This is a genomic window from Rathayibacter sp. AY1C6 (assembly GCF_002931535.1).
In the GTDB taxonomy this organism is placed as follows: domain Bacteria; phylum Actinomycetota; class Actinomycetes; order Actinomycetales; family Microbacteriaceae; genus Rathayibacter.
On the sequence record NZ_PSWC01000007.1, the window covers coordinates 60,745 to 82,889 of the forward strand.

A 22,145-nucleotide genomic window follows, 5' to 3' on the forward strand; every position below is an offset into this window, starting at 1 on the left:
CGCGCCCGCGGGAAACGTAGACTCGCACGGTGAAGGTTCTGGCGGCGATGAGCGGTGGAGTGGACTCGGCGGTGGCCGCGGCCCGCGCGGTGGAGGCGGGGCACGACGTGGTGGGCGTGCACCTCGCCCTGAGCAGGATGCCCGGCACGCTGCGCACCGGCAGCCGGGGGTGCTGCACGATCGAGGACTCGATGGACGCGCAGCGCGCCGCGAACGTCCTCGGCATCCCGTACTACGTGTGGGACTTCTCCGAGCGGTTCAAGCTGGACGTCGTCGACGACTTCGTCGCCGAGTACTCGGCGGGCCGCACCCCGAACCCCTGCATGCGCTGCAACGAGCGGATCAAGTTCGCCGCCCTGCTCGAGAAGGCTCTCGACCTCGGCTTCGACGCGGTCTGCACCGGCCACTACGCCTCCCTCCGCACCGCCGCCGACGGCTCCCCGGAGCTCCACCGCGCGAGCGACGAGGCGAAGGACCAGTCCTACGTCCTCGGCGTGCTGACGGAGCAGCAGCTACGGCACTCGATGTTCCCGCTCGGCTCCACGCCGTCCAAGGCGATCGTGCGCGCGGAGGCGGCCGAGCGGGGCCTCAGCGTCGCGAGCAAGCCCGACAGCTACGACATCTGCTTCATCCCCGACGGCGACACCCGCGGCTGGCTCGCCGAGCGCGTCGCCCCCGAGACCGGAGCGGTCGTCGATCGGGACGGCGCGGTGGTCGGCTCCCACGAGGGCGCTCACGGGTACACGGTGGGCCAGCGCCGGGGCCTGCATCTCGGCGTCCCCGCGCCCGACGGTCGGCCGCGCTTCGTCCTGGAGGTGCGGCCGGTGAGCAACGAGGTCGTCGTCGGTCCGCGCGAGGCGCTGCGCATCGGCGAGATCGCCGGCGAGCGGTTCACCTGGGCGGGCGCCGCTCCCGAGGACGTGGACGCGCCCTTCCGCTGCGACGTCCAGATCCGCGCGCACGCCGACCCGGTCCCCGCCTCCGCGATGGTGTCGCACGTCGATGGCAGGGTGGAGCTCGTGATCACTCCGGACTCGCCGCTCGACGGCGTCGCCCCCGGCCAGACGGCCGTCGTCTACCTCGGCACCCGCGTGCTGGGCCAGTGCACGATCGACCGCACGGTCGCGGCCGACGCCGCGGTGCTCCGGTGAGCGCCGTCGAGCCCGCCGCCCGCGTCGAGGAGCTGCGGGCGCGGATCCGGTCGGCGAGCGACGACTACTACGCGGCCGACTCCTCGCCGCTGTCCGACGCCGAGTACGACGCCCTGGTGCGCGAGCTCGCCGCGCTCGAGGCCGAGCACCCCGAGCTCGCCGCCGAGGACTCGCCGACGCGGACCGTCGGCGGGATCGTCGGAGCGGGCCTCGCCCCGATCGACCACGCCGAGCGGATGCTCTCCCTCGACAACGTGTTCTCGGCCGAGGAGCTGCGCGAGTGGTGCGAGAAGACGGTGGCGTCGGCCGACCGCCCCGTCGCCTGGCTCACGGAGCTCAAGATCGACGGGCTCGCGATCTCCCTCCACTACGAGGACGGCCGCCTCGTCACGGCGGCGACCCGGGGCGACGGCCGCACCGGCGAGGACGTCACCGTCAACGCCCTCCGCGTCGCGGGGATCCCCGAGCGCCTCTCCGGCGAGGGCCACCCGGCACTCGTCGAGGTCCGCGGCGAGGTCTTCATCCCCGTGGCCGCCTTCGCCGAGCTGAACGCCCTCCAGGAGACGCTGCGCGACGAGGCGGTCGAGGAGGCGCGGACCCGCTGGTCGACCCGCCCGGCCGCCACCCGAGGCGTCTTCGAGGAGGAGAAGGCGCGCACGAGCGCGCTGCGGCGCTTCCCGACCTTCGCCAACCCGCGGAACGCGGCGAGCGGCGGCCTCCGCCAGCAGCTCGACAAGAAGTCGGGTCTCGACCTGCGCGCCGGCGAGGCGCGCGTCGGCTCCCTCGCGCTCTACGTGCACGGCATCGGCGCCTGGCCGGACCCGCCGGTCGCGACCCAGTCCGAGGTCTACGGGCTCCTCTCCTCCTGGGGACTGCCGGTCAGCGGCCACAACCGCGTCTCGGCCTCGGTGGAGGAGGTGCTCGCCTTCGTCGAGCGCTACGGCCGCGAGCGGCACTCGGTCGAGCACGAGATCGACGGCGTGGTCGTGAAGGTGGACGAGCTCGAGCTGCACGACGAGCTCGGCGCCACCAGCCGGGCGCCGCGCTGGGCGATCGCCTACAAGTACCCGCCCGAGGAGGTGCACACGAAGCTCCTCGACATCGTCGTGAGCGTCGGGCGCACCGGCCGCGCGACGCCGTTCGCCCAGATGACCAAGGTGAAGGTCGCGGGGTCCGAGGTGCGCCAGGCCACGCTGCACAACGCCGACGTGGTCAAGGCCAAGGGCGTGCTCATCGGCGACACGGTCGTGCTGCGGAAGGCCGGGGACGTCATCCCCGAGGTGCTCGGCCCGGTGGTGGAGCTCCGCGACGGCTCCGAGCGCGAGTTCGTGATGCCGACGCAGTGCCCCGAGTGCGGCACCACGCTCGCTCCGGCCAAGGAGGGCGACGTCGACCTGCGCTGCCCCAACGCGGAGTCCTGCCCCGCGCAGGTCCGCGGACGCGTCGAGCACATCGGCAGCCGCGGCGCGCTCGACATCGAGGCGCTCGGCGAGGTCAGCGCCGCCGCCCTGACCCAGCCCCTGGTGCCCGCCGAGCCGCCGCTGCGGACCGAGGCCGGCCTGTTCGAGCTCACGGTGGCCGATCTCTTCCCGATCGAGGTCGTCGTCCGCGACTCCGAGACGGGTCTGCAGAAGCTCGACGCGAAGGGCGATCCGAAGGTCGTCACGCCCTTCAAGCGCAAGCGGCAGCTCGCCAAGGACGGCGCCTTCGACCCGGAGGCGGGAGCCTTCGCGGGGGACGCCGCCTCCGTGCCCTCCACCAACGCCCTCCGGCTGATCGAGAACATCGAGCGGGCGAAGACCAAGGAGCTGTGGCGTCTGCTGGTCTCGCTCAGCATCCGGCACGTCGGCCCGGTCGCCGCGCGCGCGCTGGCGGGCTACTTCGGCTCGCTCGACGCGATCCGCGTGGCGAGCCGCGACGAGCTCGCCGCGGTCGACGGGGTGGGCGGGATCATCGCCGACGCTCTGATCGCCTGGTTCGAGGTCGACTGGCACGTCGAGATCGTCGACCGCTGGGCCGCGGCCGGAGTGCGCTTCGCCACGCCCGGCCACCCCGGTCCCGGTGCCGCGGACGCCGCCGGCGGGGTGCTCGCGGGTCTCACGGTCGTGGCGACCGGCAGCCTGGAGGGGTACTCCCGCGAGGGGGCGCAGGAGGCCATCCTCGCGGCCGGGGGCAAGGCCGGCTCGAGCGTCTCCAAGAAGACCGACTACGTCGCCGCCGGTCCCGGCGCCGGCAGCAAGCTCGGCAAGGCCGAGGCCCTGGGGCTCCGGATCATCACCGCGGCCGAGTTCCACCTCCTGGTGACGGAGGGACCGGACGCGATCGCGCTGCCGGAGGAGGCGTCCGCCGACGCTCCGGAGGAGGCCGCTGCCGGCCCGGACGGGGACGTCGCCGGCGCATCGCGCTCCGACGCCTCGCCGGAGGACGACGCCGTGCCGGAGACCGACGCCGTCCCGGACGCGGCCGCCCCGAGCACGGAGGAGCCGACCGGGCCCGATGCCTGACTCGGGCGGCGGGGAGCGGCGTGCGTTCCTGCGCCGGTCCCTCGCCGACGCGGCGTCGCTCGCGCTCGACGCCGCGGCTCGGCCCACCGCCGCCGAGCGTCGGACCGCCGAGGCGCTGGGCCGGATCGACCACCTGGTCGTGCTCTCCTTCGCCGGCCGCAGCCGCGACCAGGTCCTCGGCGCGCTCGACGATCCGGACGGCCCGGTATTCACCGGTGATACGGACGCCGTGATGACCGCGCCCGGCCCGGACGATCCTCCGGGCGCGCGCTTCGCCCCCGAGATGCTGCCGGTGCACGCGCTCCTCGCCACGGCCTTCGCGCGGGCCGACCACTGGCGCGCCGACGGCCGCGATCCGCTGCCGGCGGCCCTGCGCGCGGCCCGGGAGACCGGCACAGGCTGGGCTCTCGCGGTCGACGAGCGGCAGGGCGTCTCGATCACGCTCCTCGCCGATCCGGAGTGGCCCCACCGCGATCCGGGCGCCGCCGGCTCCCGCGGCGGGCGCCTCCTTCCCATCGACGCGCTGGCCGCCGAGGCCGCAGCCGGCACCCTGCCTCCGCTCGTCCTGGTCGAGCCGCGGTCCCTCGTCGATCCGGCCGACTTCGCCGACGCCGCAGCCGCCGGCACCGATCGATCCGCTGATGCGCGCCTCGCGGAGCAGCTGCTGCACGTCGTGTTCGACGCCGTCCGCGACGGGGAACGGGCGGGGCGGCGGATGCTGCTCCTCGTCACCGCGCGGGGGAGCGCGGAGCGGCCCGGCACGGTGCCGGCGCTCGTGCTCGCCTCGGCCGTCCCCTCGGGTGCACGGATCGGCGTGCCGCTCGGTCCGGAGACTCCCGCGCAGCTCGTCCGCGCCCGGGCGGGCGGGCGCCGGGCCCTCGTCGATCCGCAGGTCCGAGAGCTGGCCGCACTCCTCGGCGGTCCCGACCGGTCCCTCGCGCGCTGGCCCCGCACGGCGCCGGCGTTCGCGCCGCCCGCGCCGGTCGGGCGGCGCCTCCGCGACGCGGCCCGCCGCGCGCACGTCGACCCCGAGCCGGAGGCCGGACTGCTCGCCCGCGTTCGAGCCGCCGTCCCGGGCGCGTCGCTACACTCCGAGCAGGCGCAGGCGGCGCAGGAGAGGCGGCGGAGATGACCAGCGAGCGGACTCCCTCGGAGCACGACGACGGAGCTCCCCGCTCCCGCTCGCGCCGCCGCTTCCTGGCCGGCACCGCCGCCGCCGGAGTCGGAGCCGGAGCCCTCGCCGGCGGCGCGATCGGCGCGGCCGTCGCCTCCGGCCCCCGCCGCGAGGAGGAGCCGCGACTGCCCGCCCGCACGGAGCCGGGCTTCGACCACGTCGTCGTGATCATGTTCGAGAACCGCTCCTTCGACAACGTCCTCGGCCGCCTCTACGGACCGGACGATCTGCCCGCGGGCGAGAGCTTCGAGGGCCTCCTCCCCGACGAGCGGACGAACACCAGCGCCGGCGGACTGACCGTCGGCACGCACGTCTACGAGGGCGCCACCGACTCCGTGATGCGCCAGCCCGACCCGGACCCGGGCGAGGAGTACCCGCACGTCAACACCCAGCTCTTCGGCACGGTGGATCCGCCCGAGAACGCCGGCCGCACCGTCGGCGCCATGACCGCGCCCTTCAACGCGCCCGCCGACGCCGCCGCCCCGACGATGAGCGGCTTCCTCGAGGACTACGTCCAGCACCTGAGGGTGATGAAGAAGGGGCAGGAGCCCACGGCGGAGGAGGCGCGGACGATCATGGGCGGCTTCTCGCCGGAGATGCTGCCCGTCTTCTCCACCCTCGCCCGCGAGTTCGCCGTCTTCGACCAGTGGTTCTGCGCCGTCCCCTCCCAGACCTTCTGCAACCGGTCCTTCCTGCACGCGTCGACCTCGCACGGCTTCGTCACCAACAAGCAGGGCGGCGGCTACGAGAAGTGGCTCGCGGACGACCTGGCCGACGCGCCGACGGTGTTCAACCGCCTCGAGGAGGCGGGGAGGACCTGGCGCGTCTACTTCGACGCGCTGCAGGTGGTCTCCTACACCGGCTTCCTGCACGCGCCGGTGCTCGAGAAGTACTGGAAGACCCACTTCTCGACGATGGACCGCTTCTACGCCGACGTGGAGAACGGCGAGCTGCCCGACTACGCCTTCCTCGAGCCGCGGCTCGTCTTCGACCACAACGACATGCACCCGCCGACCGGCGTCCTCCACGAGGACGAGGTCGACGGCACGCCCGTCTACGACAGCGCGCTGTCCGACGTCCGCGCCGGCGAGCTGCTGCTGCACCAGGTGTACTCGGCGATCCGGGAGAGCGCGAGCACGACCGGCTCGAACGCGGTGAACACGCTCCTGCTGGCGACCTTCGACGAGCACGGCGGCCTCTACGACCACGTCCCCCCGCCGTCGGCGACTCCGCCGGGCGACGGCCGCGAGGGCGAGATGGGCTTCGCCTTCGACCGGCTCGGCTGCCGCGTGCCGGCGATCGCGGTCTCGGCGTACACGAGGGCCGGCACGATCGTGCACGACGAGCTGCACCACGGCGCCGTGATCCGGACCCTCAGCGCCCTGCACGGCCTCGAGCCGCTGACCGCTCGCGACGCCTCTGCCCCCGACCTCTTCGGGGTGCTGACCCTCGACGAGCCGCGGCAGATCGGCGACTGGCCGACCACGGTGCCGCAGTACCTGCCCCCGAACCCCGAGGCGGCGCCCGCGCATCCGGCGCACGTGAACCGCGACAAGCCGCTGAGCCCGCCCGCCGTCGGCCTGATGGGCCTGCTGCTGGCCCGGTACGGCGAGCCCGGCGAGGACCTGCCGACCACCTACGAGGGGGCGTACAACGCACTCCTGAAGCACGGCGCCAGCCTCTTCGGCGGCTCCTGACGGGCGGGCGGCACGGGCGGAGGCGGTGCGGGCGCGCCGAGTAGACTGGCGGCCGGAAATCCCCCCGAACCACCAGACGGAGACGCATGTCCGAGATCACGGCCGACACGGTCGCCCATCTGGCCCAGCTGGCCAGGATCGACCTCACTTCCGACGAGATCGGGAGCCTCACCAGGGAGCTCGGCCAGATCGTCGACTCCGTGCGCGCGGTCCAGGCCGTCGCCACGCCCGAGGTGCCGGCGACCAGCCACCCGATCCCGCTCGAGAACGTCTTCCGACCCGACGTGGTCGGCGAGACCCTCACGCTCGAGCAGGCGCTCTCCGGCGCGCCCGAGCACGACGGCAGCCGCTTCCAGGTCTCCGCGATCCTGGGGGAGGAGCAGTGAGCGCGCACGGCGACGAGCTCGTCCGCCTCAGCGCGTCCGCCCTCTCCGAGAAGCTGGCCGACGGCTCGGTCTCCTCGGTCGAGGCCACCCGCGCGCACCTCGAGCGCATCGACGCGGTCGACGGAGCGGTCCACGCCTTCCTCCACGTCGCGCGCGAGGGCGCGGTCGCGTCCGCCGAGGCGATCGACCGCCGGCGCGCCGACGGCGAGTCGCTGCACCCCCTCGCCGGAGTGCCTCTCGCCGTCAAGGACGTCATCGTCACGAACGACATGCCGACCACGAGCGGCTCCCGCATCCTCGAGGGCTGGCGCCCGCCCTACGACGCGACCGTCATGCGCAAGGTCCGCGAGGCCGGGCTGGTCCCGATCGGCAAGACCAACATGGACGAGTTCGCGATGGGCTCGACCACCGAGCGCAGCGCCTACGGCCCCACCCACAACCCGTGGGACCTCGACCGCATCCCCGGCGGCTCCGGCGGCGGATCCGCCGCGGCCGTCGCGAGCTACGAGGCGCCCCTGGCCCTCGGCTCGGACACCGGGGGATCGATCCGCCAGCCCGCGCACGTGACCGGCACCGTCGGCGTGAAGCCGACCTACGGCGGCGTGTCCCGCTACGGAGCGATCGCGCTCGCCTCGAGCCTCGACCAGATCGGCCCCGTCTCCCGGACGGTCCTCGACTCCGCGCTGCTGCACGACGTCATCGCGGGCCACGACCCGCGCGACTCGACGTCGCTGCGCGACTCCTGGCCCTCCTTCGCCGACGCGGTGCGCCGCGCCGACGTGACGGGCCTCCGGATCGGCGTGGTCAAGGAGCTCGACGGCGGCGAGGGCTTCCAGCCCGGCGTGCTGGCGCGCTTCCACGAGGCGCTCGAGATCCTGCAGGGCGCCGGAGCCGAGGTCGTCGAGGTGAGCCTCCCGAGCGTCGAGCACGCGGTCGCCGCCTACTACCTGATCCTCCCCGCGGAGGCCTCCAGCAACCTCGCCAAGTTCGACTCGGTCCGGTTCGGCCTCCGCGTCACGCCGGAGGGCGGCGGCACGGTCGAGCAGGTCATGTCCGCGACCCGCGAGCAGGGCTTCGGCCCCGAGGTCAAGCGCCGGATCATCCTCGGCACCTACGCCCTCTCGGCCGGCTACTACGACGCCTACTACGGCAGCGCGCAGAAGGTCCGGACCCTGGTGCAGCGGGACTTCGACGCGGCCTTCGCGGACGTCGACGTGATCGCCTCGCCGACGGCGCCGACGACCGCCTACCGCCTCGGCGAGAAGCTCGACGACCCGCTGGCGATGTACCGCGGCGACGTCGCGACCATCCCGGCGAACCTGGCCGGCATCCCCGGCATCTCCGTCCCCGCCGGCCTCGCCGACGAGGACGGGCTGCCCGTCGGCATCCAGTTCCTCGCTCCCGCCCGGGAGGACGTGCGCCTCTACACCGTGGGCGCCGCGCTCGAGGCGCTGCTCGAGGAGAAGTGGGGCCGTCCGCTCCTCGCGCAGGCCCCCGACCTGACCCACTCCGTGCTCTCCGCGACCGAGGAAGGTGCCGTCTGATGGCCTCCGCGCACACGTCCGCTCCCGAGCTGATGGACTACGACGAGGTCTTCGAGACCTTCGAGCCGGTGCTCGGCTTCGAGGTGCACGTCGAGCTCAACACGAAGACCAAGATGTTCTCGGACGCGCCGAACGAGTTCGGGTCCGAGCCCAACACGAACGTGACCCCGGTCGACCTCGGCCTCCCGGGCTCGCTGCCGGTCGTGAACGAGCAGGCCGTCCGCTACTCGATCAGCCTCGGCCTCGCCCTGGGCTGCTCGATCGCCCCGTCCAGCCGCTTCGCGCGCAAGAACTACTTCTATCCGGACCTGGCGAAGAACTACCAGATCTCGCAGTTCGACGAGCCGATCGCCTTCGAGGGCTCGGTCGAGATCGAGTTGGCCGACGGCTCGCTCGTGCAGATCCCGATCGAGCGCGCGCACATGGAGGAGGACGCCGGCAAGCTCACGCACGTCGGCGGCGCCACCGGCCGCATCCAGGGCGCCGAGTACTCGCTCGTGGACTACAACCGCGCGGGGGTCCCGCTCGTGGAGATCGTCACGAAGCCCATCTACGGCGCGGGGAAGAGCGCGCCCGAGTACGCGAAGGCCTACGTCGCGACGATCCGCGACATCGTGCTGGCGCTCGGCATCTCGGACGCCAAGATGGAGCGCGGCAACCTGCGCTGCGACGCGAACGTCTCGCTCCGCCCGATCGGTCAGGAGAAGCTCGGCACCCGCACCGAGACCAAGAACGTCAACTCGCTCCGCTCGGTCGAGCGCGCCGTCCGCTACGAGATCCAGCGCCAGGCGGCGATCCTCGCCGCGGGCGGCACGATCACGCAGGAGACGCGCCACTGGCACGAGGACACCGGCCGCACCTCCGCGGGCCGGCCCAAGAGCGACGCCGACGACTACCGCTACTTCCCGGAGCCCGACCTGCTCCCGGTGGTGCCGAGCCCCGAGATGATCGAGGATCTGCGCGCCGCGCTCCCCGAGAAGCCCGCCGACCGCCGCCGCCGCCTCAAGCAGAAGTGGGGCTTCACCGACCTCGAGTTCCAGGACGTCGCCAACAGCGGCCTGCTGGTCGAGATCACCGAGACCGTCTCCGCGGGAGCCGCTCCGCAGGCGGCCCGCAAGTGGTGGACCGGGGAGATCGCGCGCCTCGCGAACGCGGCGGGCGAGGACCCGGCCTCCCTGGTCACTCCGGCGCAGGTCGCCGAGCTCGCCGGTCTGATCGAGAGCGGCACGCTGACCGACCGCCTCGCCCGCGAGGTCCTCCAGGGCGTCATCGCCGGAGAGGGCACCCCGCAGGAGGTCGTCGACGCCCGGGGACTCGCGGTCGTCTCGGACGACGGAGCGCTCATCGAGGCGATCGATGCGGCACTGGCCTCGCAGCCCGACGTGCTCGCGAAGATCCGCGACGGCAAGGTTCAGGCCGCCGGTGCCGTGATCGGTGCCGTGATGAAGGCCATGAAGGGGCAGGCCGACGCCGCCCGCGTCCGCGAGCTCGTGCTGGAGCGCGCGGCCGGCTGAGCCGGTGCGCGGGGAGGTACGGTCATGAGCGGTGGAACCGGCGACGCGCCCCTTCCCGCGCGGCTCGAGCTGCCGGCGGGCGCCCTCCTGCGTCCTCTCGTCTCGAGCGATGCGGACCTCCTGCACGCGGTGATCGGCGAGCAGCGACCGTGGCTCGCGGCTCTCCTCCGCGGAGACGATCCGGCCGCCCTGCCGTCGGTGTCCCTCGGTGACGACGTGCGCGGTCTCCTGCGCCTCGAGGAGGAGTCGCGTGCGGGCAGAGCGCACGCGTTCCTGCTCGTCGGCCCGGACCGCACCGAGGCGCTGGGCGCTCTGAGCGTCCGGCCCGGCGGCGGCGACTCCGCCGAGGCCTCCTGGTGGGTCGTCCCCGCCGTCCGGGGCTCGCGGCTCGAGGAGGAGCTCGACGCCTACGCGCGCCGCTGGCTCCAGCAGCACTGGCCTTTCGACACGGTCACCACGCCCGACAACCACCCCGACGATCCCGCCTCCCTGGCCGGGGCGAACATCGTGGCGCTCGTGCCCGCCGCGCCGGAGCGCACCGCCCTCCCCGACACCGACGCCGCCTCGGCGGCGCTCCTCTGGGCGGAGTACCGCTCCGCGCATCCGGGAGTCAACGAGGCGCTCCCGCCGGTCGAGGCGTTCGGCGACAGCACGGCGATGGCGGACGAGCTGCTGGGCCTCGTGCGGCGCGGAGTGAAGACGGCCACGGCGTCCCTCGCCGAGGAGGGGGCGCCCGTCGCGGGTGACCACTGGATCGTCTGCGACGGCGCGGGAGCGGCGCGTGTCGTCCTCGTGACGGACGACGTGCGGACCGGTCCGCTCGACTCCGTCGACGACGCGTTCGCCTGGGCCGAGGGCGAGGGGGACCGCACGCGCGCCTCCTGGTTCGACGGCCACCGCCGCTACTTCGCCCGCGTCTCACCGGGCGGCATCGGCGACGTGGTCTTCGAGCGCTTCCACGTGGTCTGGCCGGAGGCCGACGCCGAGCGCGCCGCCGCCTTCGCCCGCTCGGTCGGAGCGTTCCGGCCCGAGGAGCTCGACGGGACTCCGGCGCAGACCTAGGGGGTTTCCCGGATGCCCCGCTCAGGCGCCCTGCGCCAGAGTGGAGTCATGGCTACTCTCGTGCGCCCCCGTCGGGGCAGGATCATCGCCGGCGTCTGTGCCGGTCTCGCCCGCCGATTCGGCTGGAGCCCCTTCGTGGTGCGTCTCCTGTTCGTGCTCTCGTGCCTCCTCCCGGGGCCGCAGATCATCGCCTACCTCGTGATGTGGGTGGTCATCCCGAAGCAGAAATGACCGAGGCCCCCGCTCCGAGCAGCCTCTGAGAGAACGCTCAGCACCCGGAGCGACGAGGGGCCTACGGTGGCGGTGTGCGTCCGTCGGGCGCCGAGGAGGAGATCATGGGATTCCTGGACCGACTGCTGGGCCGCGACGAGCAGCCCGAGAGCGCACGCCGCTCGACGTACGCGCCGCCGCAGGCCGCGGACCGCAGGCCCGAGTACGGCTCCCCTCCGGCGACGTCTCCGCGCACCGACGATGAGCGTGCCATCGAGCGCTACCGCTATCTCCTCCGCACCGCGCCGCCCGAGGCGATCGAGCAGGTGCACCGCGAGGCCTTCGAGCAGCTGACCCCGGAGCAGCGCCAGCAGGTCTTCCGAGAGCTCAGCGAGGGGGCCCCTGTCGGCGACGCGCCGAAGGACGACGACCCCCGCACGCTCGCCCAGTCCGCCACGAGGAGCGAGCTGCGCCAGCCCGGATTCATGGAGCGGCGCTTCTCCGGCGGCGGAGGCATGGGCTTCGGCGGCGTCCTCGCCTCCTCGATGCTCGGCACGATCGCCGGGTTCGCGATCGGCTCGGCCATCGCGGGCGCGTTCCTCCCCGACGCGGGAGGCGACTACGCCGGCGGTGACGGCGGGGGAGACGCCTCGGCCGACGGCGGAGCGGATGCGGGAGGTGCGGACGCCTCCGGTGCGGACGCCGGAGACGGCGGCGGCTGGGGCGACTCCGGCGGCGGCGACTTCGGTGGCGGAGGCGACTTCGGCGGGGGCGGCGACTTCGGAGGCGGCGACTTCGGCTTCTAGCCTCGTTGCAGAGGGCCCCCGATCACGGACAGTGGTCGGGGGCCCTCGCTCGTTCCGGGCTAGTCCTCGTCGGTCAGCATCGCCTTCACCTGGCGGCGGAGGACCTTGCCGATCATGCTCCGCGGCAGCTCGTCGACGACGGTGATCCGCTTGGGCACCTTGTAGGGCGTCAGCGCCTCCCGGACGGCCTTGCGGGCGGCTGCGACGTCGAGCTGCGCGCCGGGCTCCAGGACGACCGCCGCCGCCACGGACTCGCCGCTGCGCGGATCGGGCAGGCCGACCACCGCCACCTCCTTGATCTCGGGCAGGCGGAGCAGCACCTCCTCCACCTCGGACGGCGAGACGTTGAAGCCGCCCGTGATCACGAGCTCCTTGATCCGGTCGACGATGCGCACGAAGCCGTCCTCGTCGATCGTCGCGATGTCGCCGGTGCGGAACCAGCCGTCGCCGGTGAAGGTCGCCGCCGTCTCGTCGGGCTTGCGGTGGTAGCCCCGGAACACCTGCGGACCGCGCACGACCAGCTCGCCCTGCTCGCCGGTCGCCACCTCCGTGTCGGGATCCTCGGGGTCGACGATCCGCACGTCGGTGCCGGGCAGCGGGAGCCCGACCGTCCCGGCGCGTCGCGTCGGACCGACCGGGTTGGCCATCAGGACCGGAGAGGTCTCCGAGAGGCCGTAGCCCTCGACGAGCGTGCCTCCGGTCAGCGCCTCGAACGACTCGACCAGCGCCGGGTCGAGCGGCATCGCGCCGGAGATGGCGATCTCGATGCCGCGGAGGGAGACGCCCCGCTGCTGCGCGCTGCGCGCCAGGCGCTCCGCGATCGGCGGAACGGCCGGGAGGAAGGTGGCGGGGTGCTTCTTGACGACCTTCAGCACCAGCTCCGGGTCGAACTTCGGGAACAGCACCAGGCGCGCGCCCATGCTCATCGCGAAGGTCAGGCAGAGCGTCAGCCCGTAGGCGTGGAACATGGGGAGCACCGCGTAGACCACGCAGTCGCCACGGCGGACCGTCGGCACCCAGGCGCGCGACTGGGCGGCGTTCGCCGTCAGGTTCGCGTGGGTCAGCTCGGCGCCCTTGGGCGTGCCGGTCGTCCCGCTCGTGTACTGGATGACGGCGAGGTCCTCCGCGACCGGGCGCGGGTGCGCCGGGTCGATCCGTCGCCTCAGCAGCGACTCCCACTCGATCGCGCCGCGGACCGGCCCGGTCAGCGCGGCGCGCGACTCCCGGGCCTTCTTCAGCGGCAGGCGGAGGGCTGCGCGCATCGAGGCGGGCATCGCGCGGGTGAGGTCGACGGCGACGACGGTCTCGACGCCGAGGTCGGCCGGGAGGTCCTGCACCGTCGGCACGACGCGGTTCCAGGCGATCGCGACACGAGCACCGTGGTCCTCGAACTGGTGGCGCAGCTCGCGCGGGGTGTAGAGCGGGTTGTGCTCGACCACCACGGCGCCGAGCCGGAGGACGGCGTAGAAGGCGACGACGTGCTGCGGGCAGTTCGGGAGCACGAGGGCGACCGGATCGCCCGCGCGGACGCCCAGGCGGCGGAGGCCCTCGGCGGCCCGCTCCACCTCGTCGGCGAGCTGGGAGTAGCTGGTCGAACGGCCGAAGAACTCGAGCGCGACCTGGTGGGGATAGCGCTCGGCCGACTCGGTGACGATGTCGACGAGCGAGCCGGTCGGGAGCTCGAGCTCCGTCGGCACGCCGGGCGCGTAGCTGCGGATCCAGGGGCGGGGCGGGTGGGTGCTCACCCGCCCCACTCTAGGAGGAGGTGCCGGGGCTCAGGCTCCCTGAGCCACCGCGTCCTCGATCGGGGTGGGACCGGAGACGATCTCCCACGTCTTCGCGATGGAGGTCGGCTGCGCCAGGGCGGCGATCACCGTGGCGGCGACGTCCGCTCGGGGGATGCTCCCCTTCTCGACGGAGGTGCCGAGCGTGATCGTGCCGGTGCCCTCGTCGTCCGTCAGCCCGCCCGGGCGGAGGATCGTGTAGTCGAGGCCGGAGTCGCGCAGTGCCGCGTCGGCGTCGCGCTTGGCCTCGACGTAGGCCTTCCAGCCCTCCTCCGTGTCCTCGGGGAGCGGCTCGTCCACACCGATCGCACTGACCTGCACGAAGTGCTGGACCCCGACGATCGCGGCGGCCTTCTGGCTGAGGACGGACGCCCCCAGGTCGACGGTGCGCTTGCGCTCCGGGCCCGAGTCGGGTCCGGCTCCGGCGGTGAAGACCATGCCGTCGACGTGGCCCAGCGCCTCGGCGAAGGCCTCGGGCGTCGTGTCCTCGAGGTCGTGCACGAGCGGCTCGCCGCCCAGCCGGACGATGTCCTCGGCGTGATCGGGGTTGCGGATCACTCCGACCGACTCGTGGCCGGCGTCGTAGAGCAGGTGCAGGATCTGCTGCCCCACCTTGCCGTGGGCTCCGATGACGGCGATGCGTGTCATGGACGTTCCTCTCCTCGTCGGGGCGGTCGCCCCGTGTTCGTGGTCCCCTCCATCCTGCCGCGGCGACCCTGGACGCCCCCAGGCCTTGACGGCGTTCGGGCACCGGGCAGTCAGGCGGCGAGGCGGTCGTCGCGTCCGGTGATGGCGAGCAGGCGGCTCTGGAGGGAGGCGGCGTCGTCGACCGGCACGGGCGCGGCGTAGAGGCCGCTCGCGCGCAGGGTCTCCTCCTGGGGTGCGAAGAGCTCCCAGACCGCTGCGACGAGCTCCTCGTCCAGCCGCTCGTCGCTGCCGGTCGCGCGGGCGAGGTCCCAGGCGTGGACGGTCACATCGGCCGTCTGCTCCTGCAGCAGCTCGACGGCGCTGACGGTGTCGCGCCCCAGCTGCACGGTCGCAGCCGGGTCGACGGTGCGGACAGCGTCGCGCAGGCGGTCGGTCACGCGACGCCACTCGCTCCTCAGATCGGTGGCGACGGACTCGAGGCGCAGCGCCGACTCGTCGCCCCCCGAGAGGAGCGTGTGCGCGCGCTGCTGCTCGCGGACGACGTGCAGCACCAGAGCGCGCGTGTCCCACTCGGTGTCGGGCGTGGGGGCCGACCAGTCCTCGACGGCGCTCAGCCGGAGCTCGAAGGCGCGGTGGGCGCGGTCCTGCAGATCGAGCCAGCGGCTCATCTCGGCGCCGGGGCCGGTCTCGGTGGCGGTGGGGGAGTCGGGCTGCTCGTGCGTCATGGTCTCTCCGGAGCGTCGTGGTGCTCGGGTCAACCGCGAGTGGTCGGCGCTCATTCCCGGGCGCAGCTGTCGAGCGGCCGATGTCGGTGGTGCGTGCGAGCATGTCCCGAGGCGTGGGCGAGCAGGACGGAGCGGCGTGAGCAGTCAGGACGGCGCGGCGTGAGCGAGCAGGACGGCACCGCATGAGCAAGCAGGACGGCACGGGGCGGCAGGTCACGACCGAGCCCTTCGACGACCCGCGCGCGAGCATCATGCACATCGACATGGACGCGTTCTTCGCCTCCGTCGAGCTGCTCGACCGGCCGGATCTGCGCGGGAGGCCGGTCATCGTGGGGCACCACGGAGCGCGCTCCGTCGTCACAGCGGCGACCTACGAGGCGCGCCGCTACGGCGTCAACTCGGCGATGCCCATGGCGGTCGCCCTCCGCCGCTGCCCGCAGGCCGTGGTCCTCGAGCCGCACATGGAGCGCTACCGCGAGGCCTCTCGCCGCGTCATGGCGATCTTCGACTCCTTCACGCCGCTGGTCGAGCGCCTGAGCATCGACGAGGCGTTCCTCGACGTCGCGGGTGCCCGCCGCATCTCGGGCTCGCCGTTCGCGATCGGCACCGAGATCCGCCGCCGGGTGCACGCCGAGCTCGGGCTGACCTGCTCGGTCGGGATCGCCAGCACCAAGTTCGTCGCCAAGCTCGCCTCCGGCCGCTCCAAGCCCGACGGTCTGCTGGTCGTCCCCGCCGACGGCGTCCGCGAGTTCCTCGATCCGCTGCCCGTGAGCGCGCTGTGGGGAGTCGGCGCGAGCACGGAGGAGACGCTCGTCCGCCGCGGTCTGCGCACCGTCGCCGACGTCGCGACCACCCCGCTGCCGTCGCTGGTGTCCGCCCTCGGCGAGGCGACCGGGAGGCGCCTGCACGCCCTGGCGAACGGGGTGGATCCGCGGCCGGTCGACACCCGCCAGATCGAGAAGAGCGCCGGACACGAGATCACGTTCGCCGACGACGTGGCCGACCCCGAGCTCGTCCGTCGTGAGCTGCTGCGGCTCTGCGACAAGGTCGCCGTGCGGATGCGCCGCTCGGGAGTGCGCTGCCGCACCGTCGCGGTGAAGGTGCGCTTCGGCGACTTCAGCACCCTCACCCGCTCCCGCACGCTCGTCGAGGCGACGGACGTGGCCCGGGTCCTCTACGAGGCCTCCTCCGCGCTCCTCGAGGCGGCCAACCCGATGCGGCGGCCCGTGCGGCTGATCGGCGTGCGCGGCGAGCAGCTGGTCGAGGGCGACGACGTCGCGTTCTCCCTGTGGAGCGACTCCGACGACTGGCGCGACGCGGAGCTCGCGGTCGACGGCGTGGCCGCCCGCTTCGGCTCCGGGGCCGTGCGTCCCGCCTCGCTCCTGTCCCGGTCGGCTCCTGAGTCGGCCAAGGGGATCGACCTCAGCGACACGCTCGCTACGCGGAACCGATCGTCAGACTGATCGGGCGGTGGTCGGAGCCGTTCGGCGGCAGGACCGCGACGGTCGCGGCGGTGACGCCGTCGGCGAGCGCGTGGTCGAGCGAGACGAGCGGCAGCAGGGACGGCCAGGTCGCCGGGAAGCCGACTCCGCCCGTGCGGACGAGACCCGCCTCCACCAGCACCGGAGCGAACAGGTGGTCGTCCGTCGGCGTGTTGAAATCGCCGATGACCAGTGTCCGCTCCGACGCGTCGTCTCGAAGAGCGGTGGCGAGGTTCGAGAGCATGGTGTCCCGCTCCTCGTGGTCGCCCGGCCGGAACGAGGCCAGGTGCACCACGAACAGGCGCGCGCTGCCGACCGGCGTGTCGACGTCGACGGCGAGCGCGCGCTCCCAGCCGAGACCGAGGTCGAGCGGCTCCTCGTCGGTCAGCTCGGTCCGGCTCCAGACGCCGACGGTGCTCGAGACGGACGAGTACGGGTACTCGTCGGCCAGCTCGGCGTCGACCGCGTCCACGGCGTCTCCGTCGAGCTCCTGCAGCGCGATCACGTCGGGGCCGCGGGCGGCGAGCGAGGCGGCCAGCCCACCGGCGTCGCTGCTCGTCTCGATGTTCTGGCTGACGACGGTGAACGAGCCGGAGCGCACGGCCGGCGCCGGAAGCGCGACCGGCAGCACCAGCACGCCGTAGACCATCGCCAGCACGGTGACCGCGGCCGCCGTCCGGCGCGACCGGAGGGCCGCCGCGGCCGCGATGAGGAGCAACACGACGAGCCCCGTCCACGGGATCCCGACCTCGAGGACCGACAACCAGCCGATCGGATCGGGCAGCGCGCGGTGGAAGGCGAGGAAGGCGGCGAGCACGAGGCTCGCGACCGCCACCGCGGCCGAGCGCACGGGGCGGCGGCGGCGGGTGCGGGCGGACATCCGTCGATCATGGCAGCAGGTCCCCGGAGGTCCATGGACGAGTCCTGTGCGCCCCGGCGGGCCGCTTGTCGCCGCGGAGAGCCGCGGAGTACCGTCGCACCATGCCCAACATCGCAGTCTCCCTGGCCGACACCGTCACCACCGCGGGTACCGCGACGATCTACGGCGAGCCCGTCACCGTCGACGGCGTCTCGCTCGTCCCCGTCGCCCTCCGCTGGTTCGGTTTCGGCGGAGGCAGCGGCTCCGAGGACGGCCAGGAGGGCGGCGGCGGAGGCGGCGGCGCCACGGTCATCCCGATCGGCGCCTACATCAAGGACGACCTCGGCCTGCGGTTCCAGCCGAACGTGATCTCGGTCCTCGCCGTCGGCATCCCCTTCGTGTGGGTGACCGGCAAGGCCCTCGCGCGCATCATCCGCGCCCTCAAGAAGTAGCCGGAGCGGCCCCGCGTCAGCTGGCGCGCTGCTGGCGCGCGGGGTACCACTTCTTCTTCGTCCGGCCGAAGCCGACGATCAGACGCTCGGCGTCGTCCGGCCGGCGGGGGTCGTAGATCACCGCGGCGGGCTCACCGGCCATCCACGCGTCCCCCCGCTTCAGCGGGTATTTCTGCGCGCGCTTCTCCACACCCTCGGCGGTCCGGTAGACGACCAGGAGCCTGCCCAGATCCCGTGCCGAATCGCGATCGCCGCGTGCCGGATCCGGCCCGACGACGCGCGCCGGCACCCGCGTGCCGTAGCTGAGCAGCTCGCGGCGGATCCGCGCACGGCGCTGCCAGAGCAGGGCCTGCAGCAGGACGATCAGCAGCACGGCCAGGACGACGACCACCGACCACGACATGACGTCTATGATTGCCGACGAACACGGGAGTCCGGTGCACCGGGCTGAGAGGAAGGCAGCAGCCTTCGACCGTCGAACCTGATCTGGGTCATGCCAGCGAAGGAACGTTTCGATCTCCTCTTACCAACCCGTGCCCTCCATTCGCTTCCACGAAAGGGCACGTCAGTGCAGAACACGAACGCGCAGAACACGAACGCGCAGAACACGAACGCGCAGAACACGAACGCGCAGAACCTCACCTCCTCCGCCCCGGCCCGGCGCGATCTGCGCTGGCGGGTCGTCGACATCGTGGTGGCGAGCGTCGTCGCCGTCGCGAGCGGGATCGTCTTCTGGGCCTGGGGCCTGGCGACGAACGTCCTCGGCCTCGCCTTCGAGTTCCTGCCCGGGCTCGGCGGGCTCCTCGGCGGCGGCTGGCTCTTCGCCGGCGTCCTCGGCGGCCTGATCATCCGCAAGCCCGGAGCCGCGCTCTACACCGAGCTGGTCGCCGCGGCCGTGTCGGCTCTGATCGGCACCCAGTGGGGCTTCACCGTGCTGATCTCCGGACTCGTGCAGGGACTCGGCGCGGAGATCGTCCTGGCGCTCTTCCTCTACCGCAGCGGCCGTCCGCTCGTCGCGATGCTGGCCGGTGCCGGTGCGGGGCTCGCCCTCGCGATCAACGACCTGCTGTCGTACTACGCCGTCAACGACGCGCTCTTCAAGACCGTCTACGTCGCCTCCTCGATCGTCTCGGGCGCGCTCCTGGCCGGGCTGCTGTCCTGGTTCGCGGTGCGGGGGCTCGCGGCCTCGGGAGCGCTGGACCGCTTCGCCTCCGGGCGCGAGGGCCGGACGGTCGAGGGAGCCGGCGCGGGCGCTCGATGAGCGGCGCTTACGTCCGGGCGCGAGGCTGGAGCTGGCGGCACGCGGGACGCTCCCGCGACGCCCTCTCCGGCCTCGATCTCGCGCTGGAGCCGGGGGAGCGCGTGCTGCTCCTCGGCCCCTCCGGCGCGGGAAAGAGCACGCTGCTGCACGCCCTGGCCGGCGTCCTCGGCGGGGAGGAGGACGGCTCCGCGGCGGGCGAGCTCGAGATCGACGGAGCCGCGCCGCTCACCCGGCGCGGTGTCGCGGGGCTCGTGCTGCAGGATCCGGACACTCAGGCGGTCCTGGCGCGGGTCGGCGACGACGTCGCGTTCGCCTGCGAGAACCTCGGCGTGCCGCGCGAGGAGATCCCCGCGCGGGTGCGGGAGGCACTCGGCGACGTCGGGCTCGACGTGCCGTTGGACCACTCCACCTCGGCGCTCTCGGGCGGGCAGAAGCAGAGGCTCGCCCTGGCGGGTGTGCTCGCCATGCGTCCGCGGCTCCTGCTCCTCGACGAGCCCACCGCCAACCTCGATCCGGACGGTGTACGCGAGGTGCGGGCGGCGGTGGAGCGCACGGCCGACCGCACGGGGGCGACGCTGATCGTCGTCGAGCACCGGGTCGACGTGTGGGTCGGCCTCGTCGACCGGGTCGTGGTGCTCGGGCGGGACGGCGCGGTCGTCGCCGACGGCGCTCCGGTCGAGGTCCTCGATCGAACGCACGACGTGCTCCGCGCCTCCGGCGTCTGGCTGCCCGGTGACACCCCCGCCAGGCGCGGGGCGAGCGTGTTGCCCTCGCCCGCCGCCCTGAGCGCGCACGACCTCGCCATCGGCCGGCCCGTCCTCGGGCGCCGCCGCTCGACCATCGTGGCCTCGGGGCTCGAGCTCGCCGTCGACTCCGCGCGGGCCACGGCCGTGCTGGGACCCAACGGCGCGGGGAAGTCGACCCTCGCGCTCACGCTGGCCGGTCTCCTGCCGCCGGTCGCGGGGCGGGTGACCGCCTCCGAGTCGCTCCGCGCCGGTGCGGGCCCGGAGCCGATCCGCTGGACCTCGGCTCAGCTCGCCGGACGGATCGCGATGGTGTTCCAGGAGCCGGAGCACCAGTTCCTCACCGCTCGCGTGCGCGCCGAGCTCGCGCTGGGCGCCCGCGACGAGGCGGAGCGGCATCGGGCGGAGGAGCTCCTGGAGCGCCTCGGCCTCGCGCACCTCGCCGACGCCAATCCGTTCACCCTCTCCGGAGGCGAGAAGCGGCGCCTGGCCGTCGCGTCCGCCCTCACCCGGTCGCCGTCCGTGCTCGTCCTCGACGAGCCGACGTTCGGGCAGGACCGCCTGACCTGGGAGGTGCTCGTCGACCTCCTCGCCGAGCAGCGCGACGCGGGCACGGCGGTGCTCGCCGTCACCCACGACGAGGCGCTGGTCGCCGCCCTCGCCGACTCGGTCGTCACCCTCGGCGCCCGCGAGGCGGTGTCGGGATGACGCTCCTCGACTCCGTTCCCGCGCGCAGCCGGATCGCCCGGGCCAACCCGGTCGCCAAGCTCCTCGCCAGCCTGGTCATCGCGTTCGCGCTCCTCCTCACGGTCGATGCGGTCTCCGCGGCGACGGCGCTGGCGCTCGAGTTGCTGGTTCTGCCCTTCGCGGGGCTCCGGGCGGGCGAGCTCGTGCGGCGGACGGCTCCCGTCTGGATCGCGGCTCCGCTCGCCGGCCTCTCGACTGTTCTCTACGGTCGCGACAGCGGCGCCGTCTTCGCGGAGTTCCTCATCGTCTCGGTCACAGAGGGATCCGTCGCCCTCGGGCTGGCCATCGCGCTGCGCGTCCTGGCGATCGGACTGCCGAGCGTGGTCCTCATCGCCACCACCGACCCGACGGACCTGGCGGACGGCCTGGCGCAGATCCTGCGCCTGCCCTCGCGCTTCGTGCTCGGCGCTCTCGCCGGCATGCGGCTCGTCGGTCTGCTCGTCGACGACTGGCGCACCCTGTCGATGGCCCGCCGGGCCCGCGGGGTCGCCGACGGCCACGGGCCCGTCGAGGCGCTCCGCAGCCTCGCGGCCCGCACGTTCTCGCTGCTCGTGCTGGCCATCCGGCGGGGGAGCAGGCTCGCGACGGCGATGGAGGCGAAGGGCTTCGGCTCCGGCGTCCCGCGCACCTGGGCGCGGCAGTCGCGCCTCGGAGCCGGCGACCTCCTGCTGCTCGCGGGCGGAGTGCTGATCGCTGCCGTCGCCGTGACCGCCGCCGTCGTCACCGGCTCCTGGAGCTTCGTCCTGCATGGCTGAGCGGATCCTGCCGCTGACGGATCGGACGGCGGGCGACCTCGCCCGCTCCGTGATCGCGCGGCGTCGTCGGACGGTGCTGCTGGACGGACCGAGCGGCTCCGGCAAGTCGACGTTCGCGCGCGCGCTGGTCGAGCAGCTCCGTCTCGCGCCGGCGGCATCGTCGGTCGCGCTCGTGCGGATGGACGATCTCTACCCCGGCTGGACGGGCCTGGACCGGGCGTCGCGGGAGACGGCCGCGACGCTCGTCCGCCCCCACGGCCTCGGCCTCGCGGCGCACTGGCGGCCCTGGAACTGGGCCGCGGGGACGACGGCCGGGCGCCGCGTCGTCCGCGAGCCGCTTCTCGTGCTCGAGGGCTGCGGATCGGCCGGCGCCGCCGCGCGCCGCCACGCCGATCTGGTGGTCTGGCTCGAGGCCGACGACGAGGTGCGGCGCGTGCGCGCGCTCGAGCGCGACGGCGAGCTCTTCGCTCCGCACTGGGACGCCTGGGACCGCGACTTCCGCTCCTACTGCGCTCGGGAGCGGCCCCGGGAGAACGCCGACCTCGTGCTGGACACGGGCGGCGGGGGAGCGGTGCGCGGCTGAGGGGTCCACTCCGAGCGCTGCGACGCGCGGATGCCGGTGAGAGGCTCGCCCTCGGCGGT

The 22,145-nt window shown here is 73.7% G+C and carries 21 protein-coding genes and 1 riboswitch; of the genes, 16 read left to right on the top strand and 5 right to left on the bottom strand.

The genetic code is table 11. The features are described from left to right. Window positions 1–29: 29 nt before the first annotated feature. The 10 genes from mnmA (at window position 30) to C5D36_RS06435 (ending at window position 12,048) form a co-directional block, all read left to right on the top strand. Window positions 30–1,151 carry a tRNA 2-thiouridine(34) synthase MnmA gene (gene mnmA / locus C5D36_RS06390; RefSeq protein WP_181072794.1) on the top strand — a complete coding sequence of 374 codons (1,122 nt, stop codon included), beginning with the start codon at window positions 30–32 and terminating at the stop codon, window positions 1,149–1,151. Further along, window positions 1,148–3,655: an NAD-dependent DNA ligase LigA gene (gene ligA, locus C5D36_RS06395; protein ID WP_104295456.1), complete on the top strand. Its 2,508-nt coding sequence runs from the start codon at window positions 1,148–1,150 to the stop codon at window positions 3,653–3,655. The genes mnmA and ligA overlap by 4 nt, the downstream gene beginning before the upstream one ends. Then, on the top strand, window positions 3,648–4,787 hold the full coding sequence (locus C5D36_RS06400) for a hypothetical protein (protein WP_104295457.1): 1,140 nt from the start codon (window positions 3,648–3,650) through the stop codon (window positions 4,785–4,787). The genes ligA and C5D36_RS06400 overlap by 8 nt, the downstream gene beginning before the upstream one ends. Continuing rightward, window positions 4,784–6,526: an alkaline phosphatase family protein gene (locus tag C5D36_RS06405; RefSeq protein ID WP_104247610.1), complete on the top strand. Its 1,743-nt coding sequence runs from the start codon at window positions 4,784–4,786 to the stop codon at window positions 6,524–6,526. Before C5D36_RS06400 ends, C5D36_RS06405 begins: the two co-directional genes overlap by 4 nt. Before the next feature lie 86 nt (window positions 6,527–6,612). Next, complete coding sequence (gatC, locus tag C5D36_RS06410) at window positions 6,613–6,912, top strand: Asp-tRNA(Asn)/Glu-tRNA(Gln) amidotransferase subunit GatC (protein ID WP_104226848.1); 300 nt, start codon at window positions 6,613–6,615, stop codon at window positions 6,910–6,912. Continuing rightward, window positions 6,909–8,456, top strand: coding sequence for an Asp-tRNA(Asn)/Glu-tRNA(Gln) amidotransferase subunit GatA (gatA, locus tag C5D36_RS06415; protein ID WP_104247609.1), 1,548 nt, complete (start codon window positions 6,909–6,911; stop codon window positions 8,454–8,456). Before gatC ends, gatA begins: the two co-directional genes overlap by 4 nt. Then, on the top strand, window positions 8,456–9,970 hold the full coding sequence (gatB, locus tag C5D36_RS06420; RefSeq protein ID WP_104295458.1) for an Asp-tRNA(Asn)/Glu-tRNA(Gln) amidotransferase subunit GatB: 1,515 nt from the start codon (window positions 8,456–8,458) through the stop codon (window positions 9,968–9,970). Before gatA ends, gatB begins: the two co-directional genes overlap by 1 nt. 24 nt (window positions 9,971–9,994) lie before the next feature. Beyond that, window positions 9,995–11,032, top strand: a complete 1,038-nt coding sequence (locus C5D36_RS06425) for an ASCH domain-containing protein (RefSeq protein ID WP_104295459.1) — start codon at window positions 9,995–9,997, stop codon at window positions 11,030–11,032. A gap of 48 nt (window positions 11,033–11,080) precedes the next feature. Further along, window positions 11,081–11,263 (top strand): PspC domain-containing protein, encoded by a 183-nt coding sequence (locus C5D36_RS06430; protein WP_104223873.1) that lies wholly within the window; start codon window positions 11,081–11,083, stop codon window positions 11,261–11,263. A gap of 104 nt (window positions 11,264–11,367) precedes the next feature. Beyond that, complete coding sequence (locus C5D36_RS06435) at window positions 11,368–12,048, top strand: hypothetical protein (protein ID WP_104232676.1); 681 nt, start codon at window positions 11,368–11,370, stop codon at window positions 12,046–12,048. A 59-nt stretch (window positions 12,049–12,107) separates the two neighbouring features. Here the strand turns inward: C5D36_RS06435 and C5D36_RS06440 are convergent, their stop codons facing one another. The 3 genes from C5D36_RS06440 to C5D36_RS06450 form a co-directional block, all read right to left on the bottom strand. After that, a complete protein-coding gene (locus tag C5D36_RS06440; RefSeq protein WP_104254939.1) occupies window positions 12,108–13,793 on the bottom strand; it encodes a long-chain-fatty-acid--CoA ligase in 1,686 nt (561 codons plus the stop codon). Between the two features lie 30 nt (window positions 13,794–13,823). Beyond that, a complete protein-coding gene (locus tag C5D36_RS06445; protein WP_104223727.1) occupies window positions 13,824–14,480 on the bottom strand; it encodes an SDR family oxidoreductase in 657 nt (218 codons plus the stop codon). Between the two features lie 110 nt (window positions 14,481–14,590). After that, complete coding sequence (locus tag C5D36_RS06450; RefSeq protein WP_244229430.1) at window positions 14,591–15,205, bottom strand: TIGR03086 family metal-binding protein; 615 nt, start codon at window positions 15,203–15,205, stop codon at window positions 14,591–14,593. Between the two features lie 182 nt (window positions 15,206–15,387). Between C5D36_RS06450 and dinB the strand changes: the two genes are divergently transcribed. Beyond that, on the top strand, window positions 15,388–16,668 hold the full coding sequence (gene dinB, locus C5D36_RS06455) for a DNA polymerase IV (RefSeq protein WP_104295460.1): 1,281 nt from the start codon (window positions 15,388–15,390) through the stop codon (window positions 16,666–16,668). Here dinB and C5D36_RS06460 read toward each other — a convergent pair. Continuing rightward, window positions 16,643–17,566 (bottom strand): endonuclease/exonuclease/phosphatase family protein, encoded by a 924-nt coding sequence (locus C5D36_RS06460; RefSeq protein WP_104295461.1) that lies wholly within the window; start codon window positions 17,564–17,566, stop codon window positions 16,643–16,645. The two genes, dinB and C5D36_RS06460, sit on opposite strands and share 26 nt — an antisense overlap. A 101-nt stretch (window positions 17,567–17,667) precedes the next feature. Between C5D36_RS06460 and C5D36_RS06465 the strand changes: the two genes are divergently transcribed. After that, entirely contained in the window at window positions 17,668–17,997 is a 330-nt protein-coding gene (locus tag C5D36_RS06465; RefSeq protein WP_104223724.1) for a hypothetical protein, read from the top strand. Window positions 17,998–18,013: 16 nt separating this feature from the next. On the opposite strand, the gene C5D36_RS06470 is transcribed toward C5D36_RS06465, so the two are convergent. Then, a complete protein-coding gene (locus tag C5D36_RS06470; RefSeq protein ID WP_104223723.1) occupies window positions 18,014–18,400 on the bottom strand; it encodes a DUF3592 domain-containing protein in 387 nt (128 codons plus the stop codon). Window positions 18,401–18,414: 14 nt separating this feature from the next. After that, a riboswitch (TPP riboswitch) is annotated at window positions 18,415–18,522 on the top strand. Window positions 18,523–18,565: 43 nt separating this feature from the next. Here C5D36_RS06470 and C5D36_RS06475 point away from each other — a divergent pair. The 4 genes from C5D36_RS06475 to C5D36_RS06490 are packed head-to-tail and all read left to right on the top strand — an operon-like array spanning window position 18,566 to window position 22,086. Next, window positions 18,566–19,258 (top strand): ECF transporter S component, encoded by a 693-nt coding sequence (locus tag C5D36_RS06475; protein WP_374953318.1) that lies wholly within the window; start codon window positions 18,566–18,568, stop codon window positions 19,256–19,258. Next, window positions 19,255–20,709, top strand: a complete 1,455-nt coding sequence (locus C5D36_RS06480) for an ABC transporter ATP-binding protein (protein WP_104292171.1) — start codon at window positions 19,255–19,257, stop codon at window positions 20,707–20,709. Before C5D36_RS06475 ends, C5D36_RS06480 begins: the two co-directional genes overlap by 4 nt. Beyond that, window positions 20,706–21,503, top strand: a complete 798-nt coding sequence (locus tag C5D36_RS06485) for an energy-coupling factor transporter transmembrane protein EcfT (protein WP_104295462.1) — start codon at window positions 20,706–20,708, stop codon at window positions 21,501–21,503. The genes C5D36_RS06480 and C5D36_RS06485 overlap by 4 nt, the downstream gene beginning before the upstream one ends. Then, complete coding sequence (locus C5D36_RS06490) at window positions 21,496–22,086, top strand: AAA family ATPase (RefSeq protein ID WP_219812582.1); 591 nt, start codon at window positions 21,496–21,498, stop codon at window positions 22,084–22,086. Before C5D36_RS06485 ends, C5D36_RS06490 begins: the two co-directional genes overlap by 8 nt. Window positions 22,087–22,145: the final 59 nt, after the last annotated feature.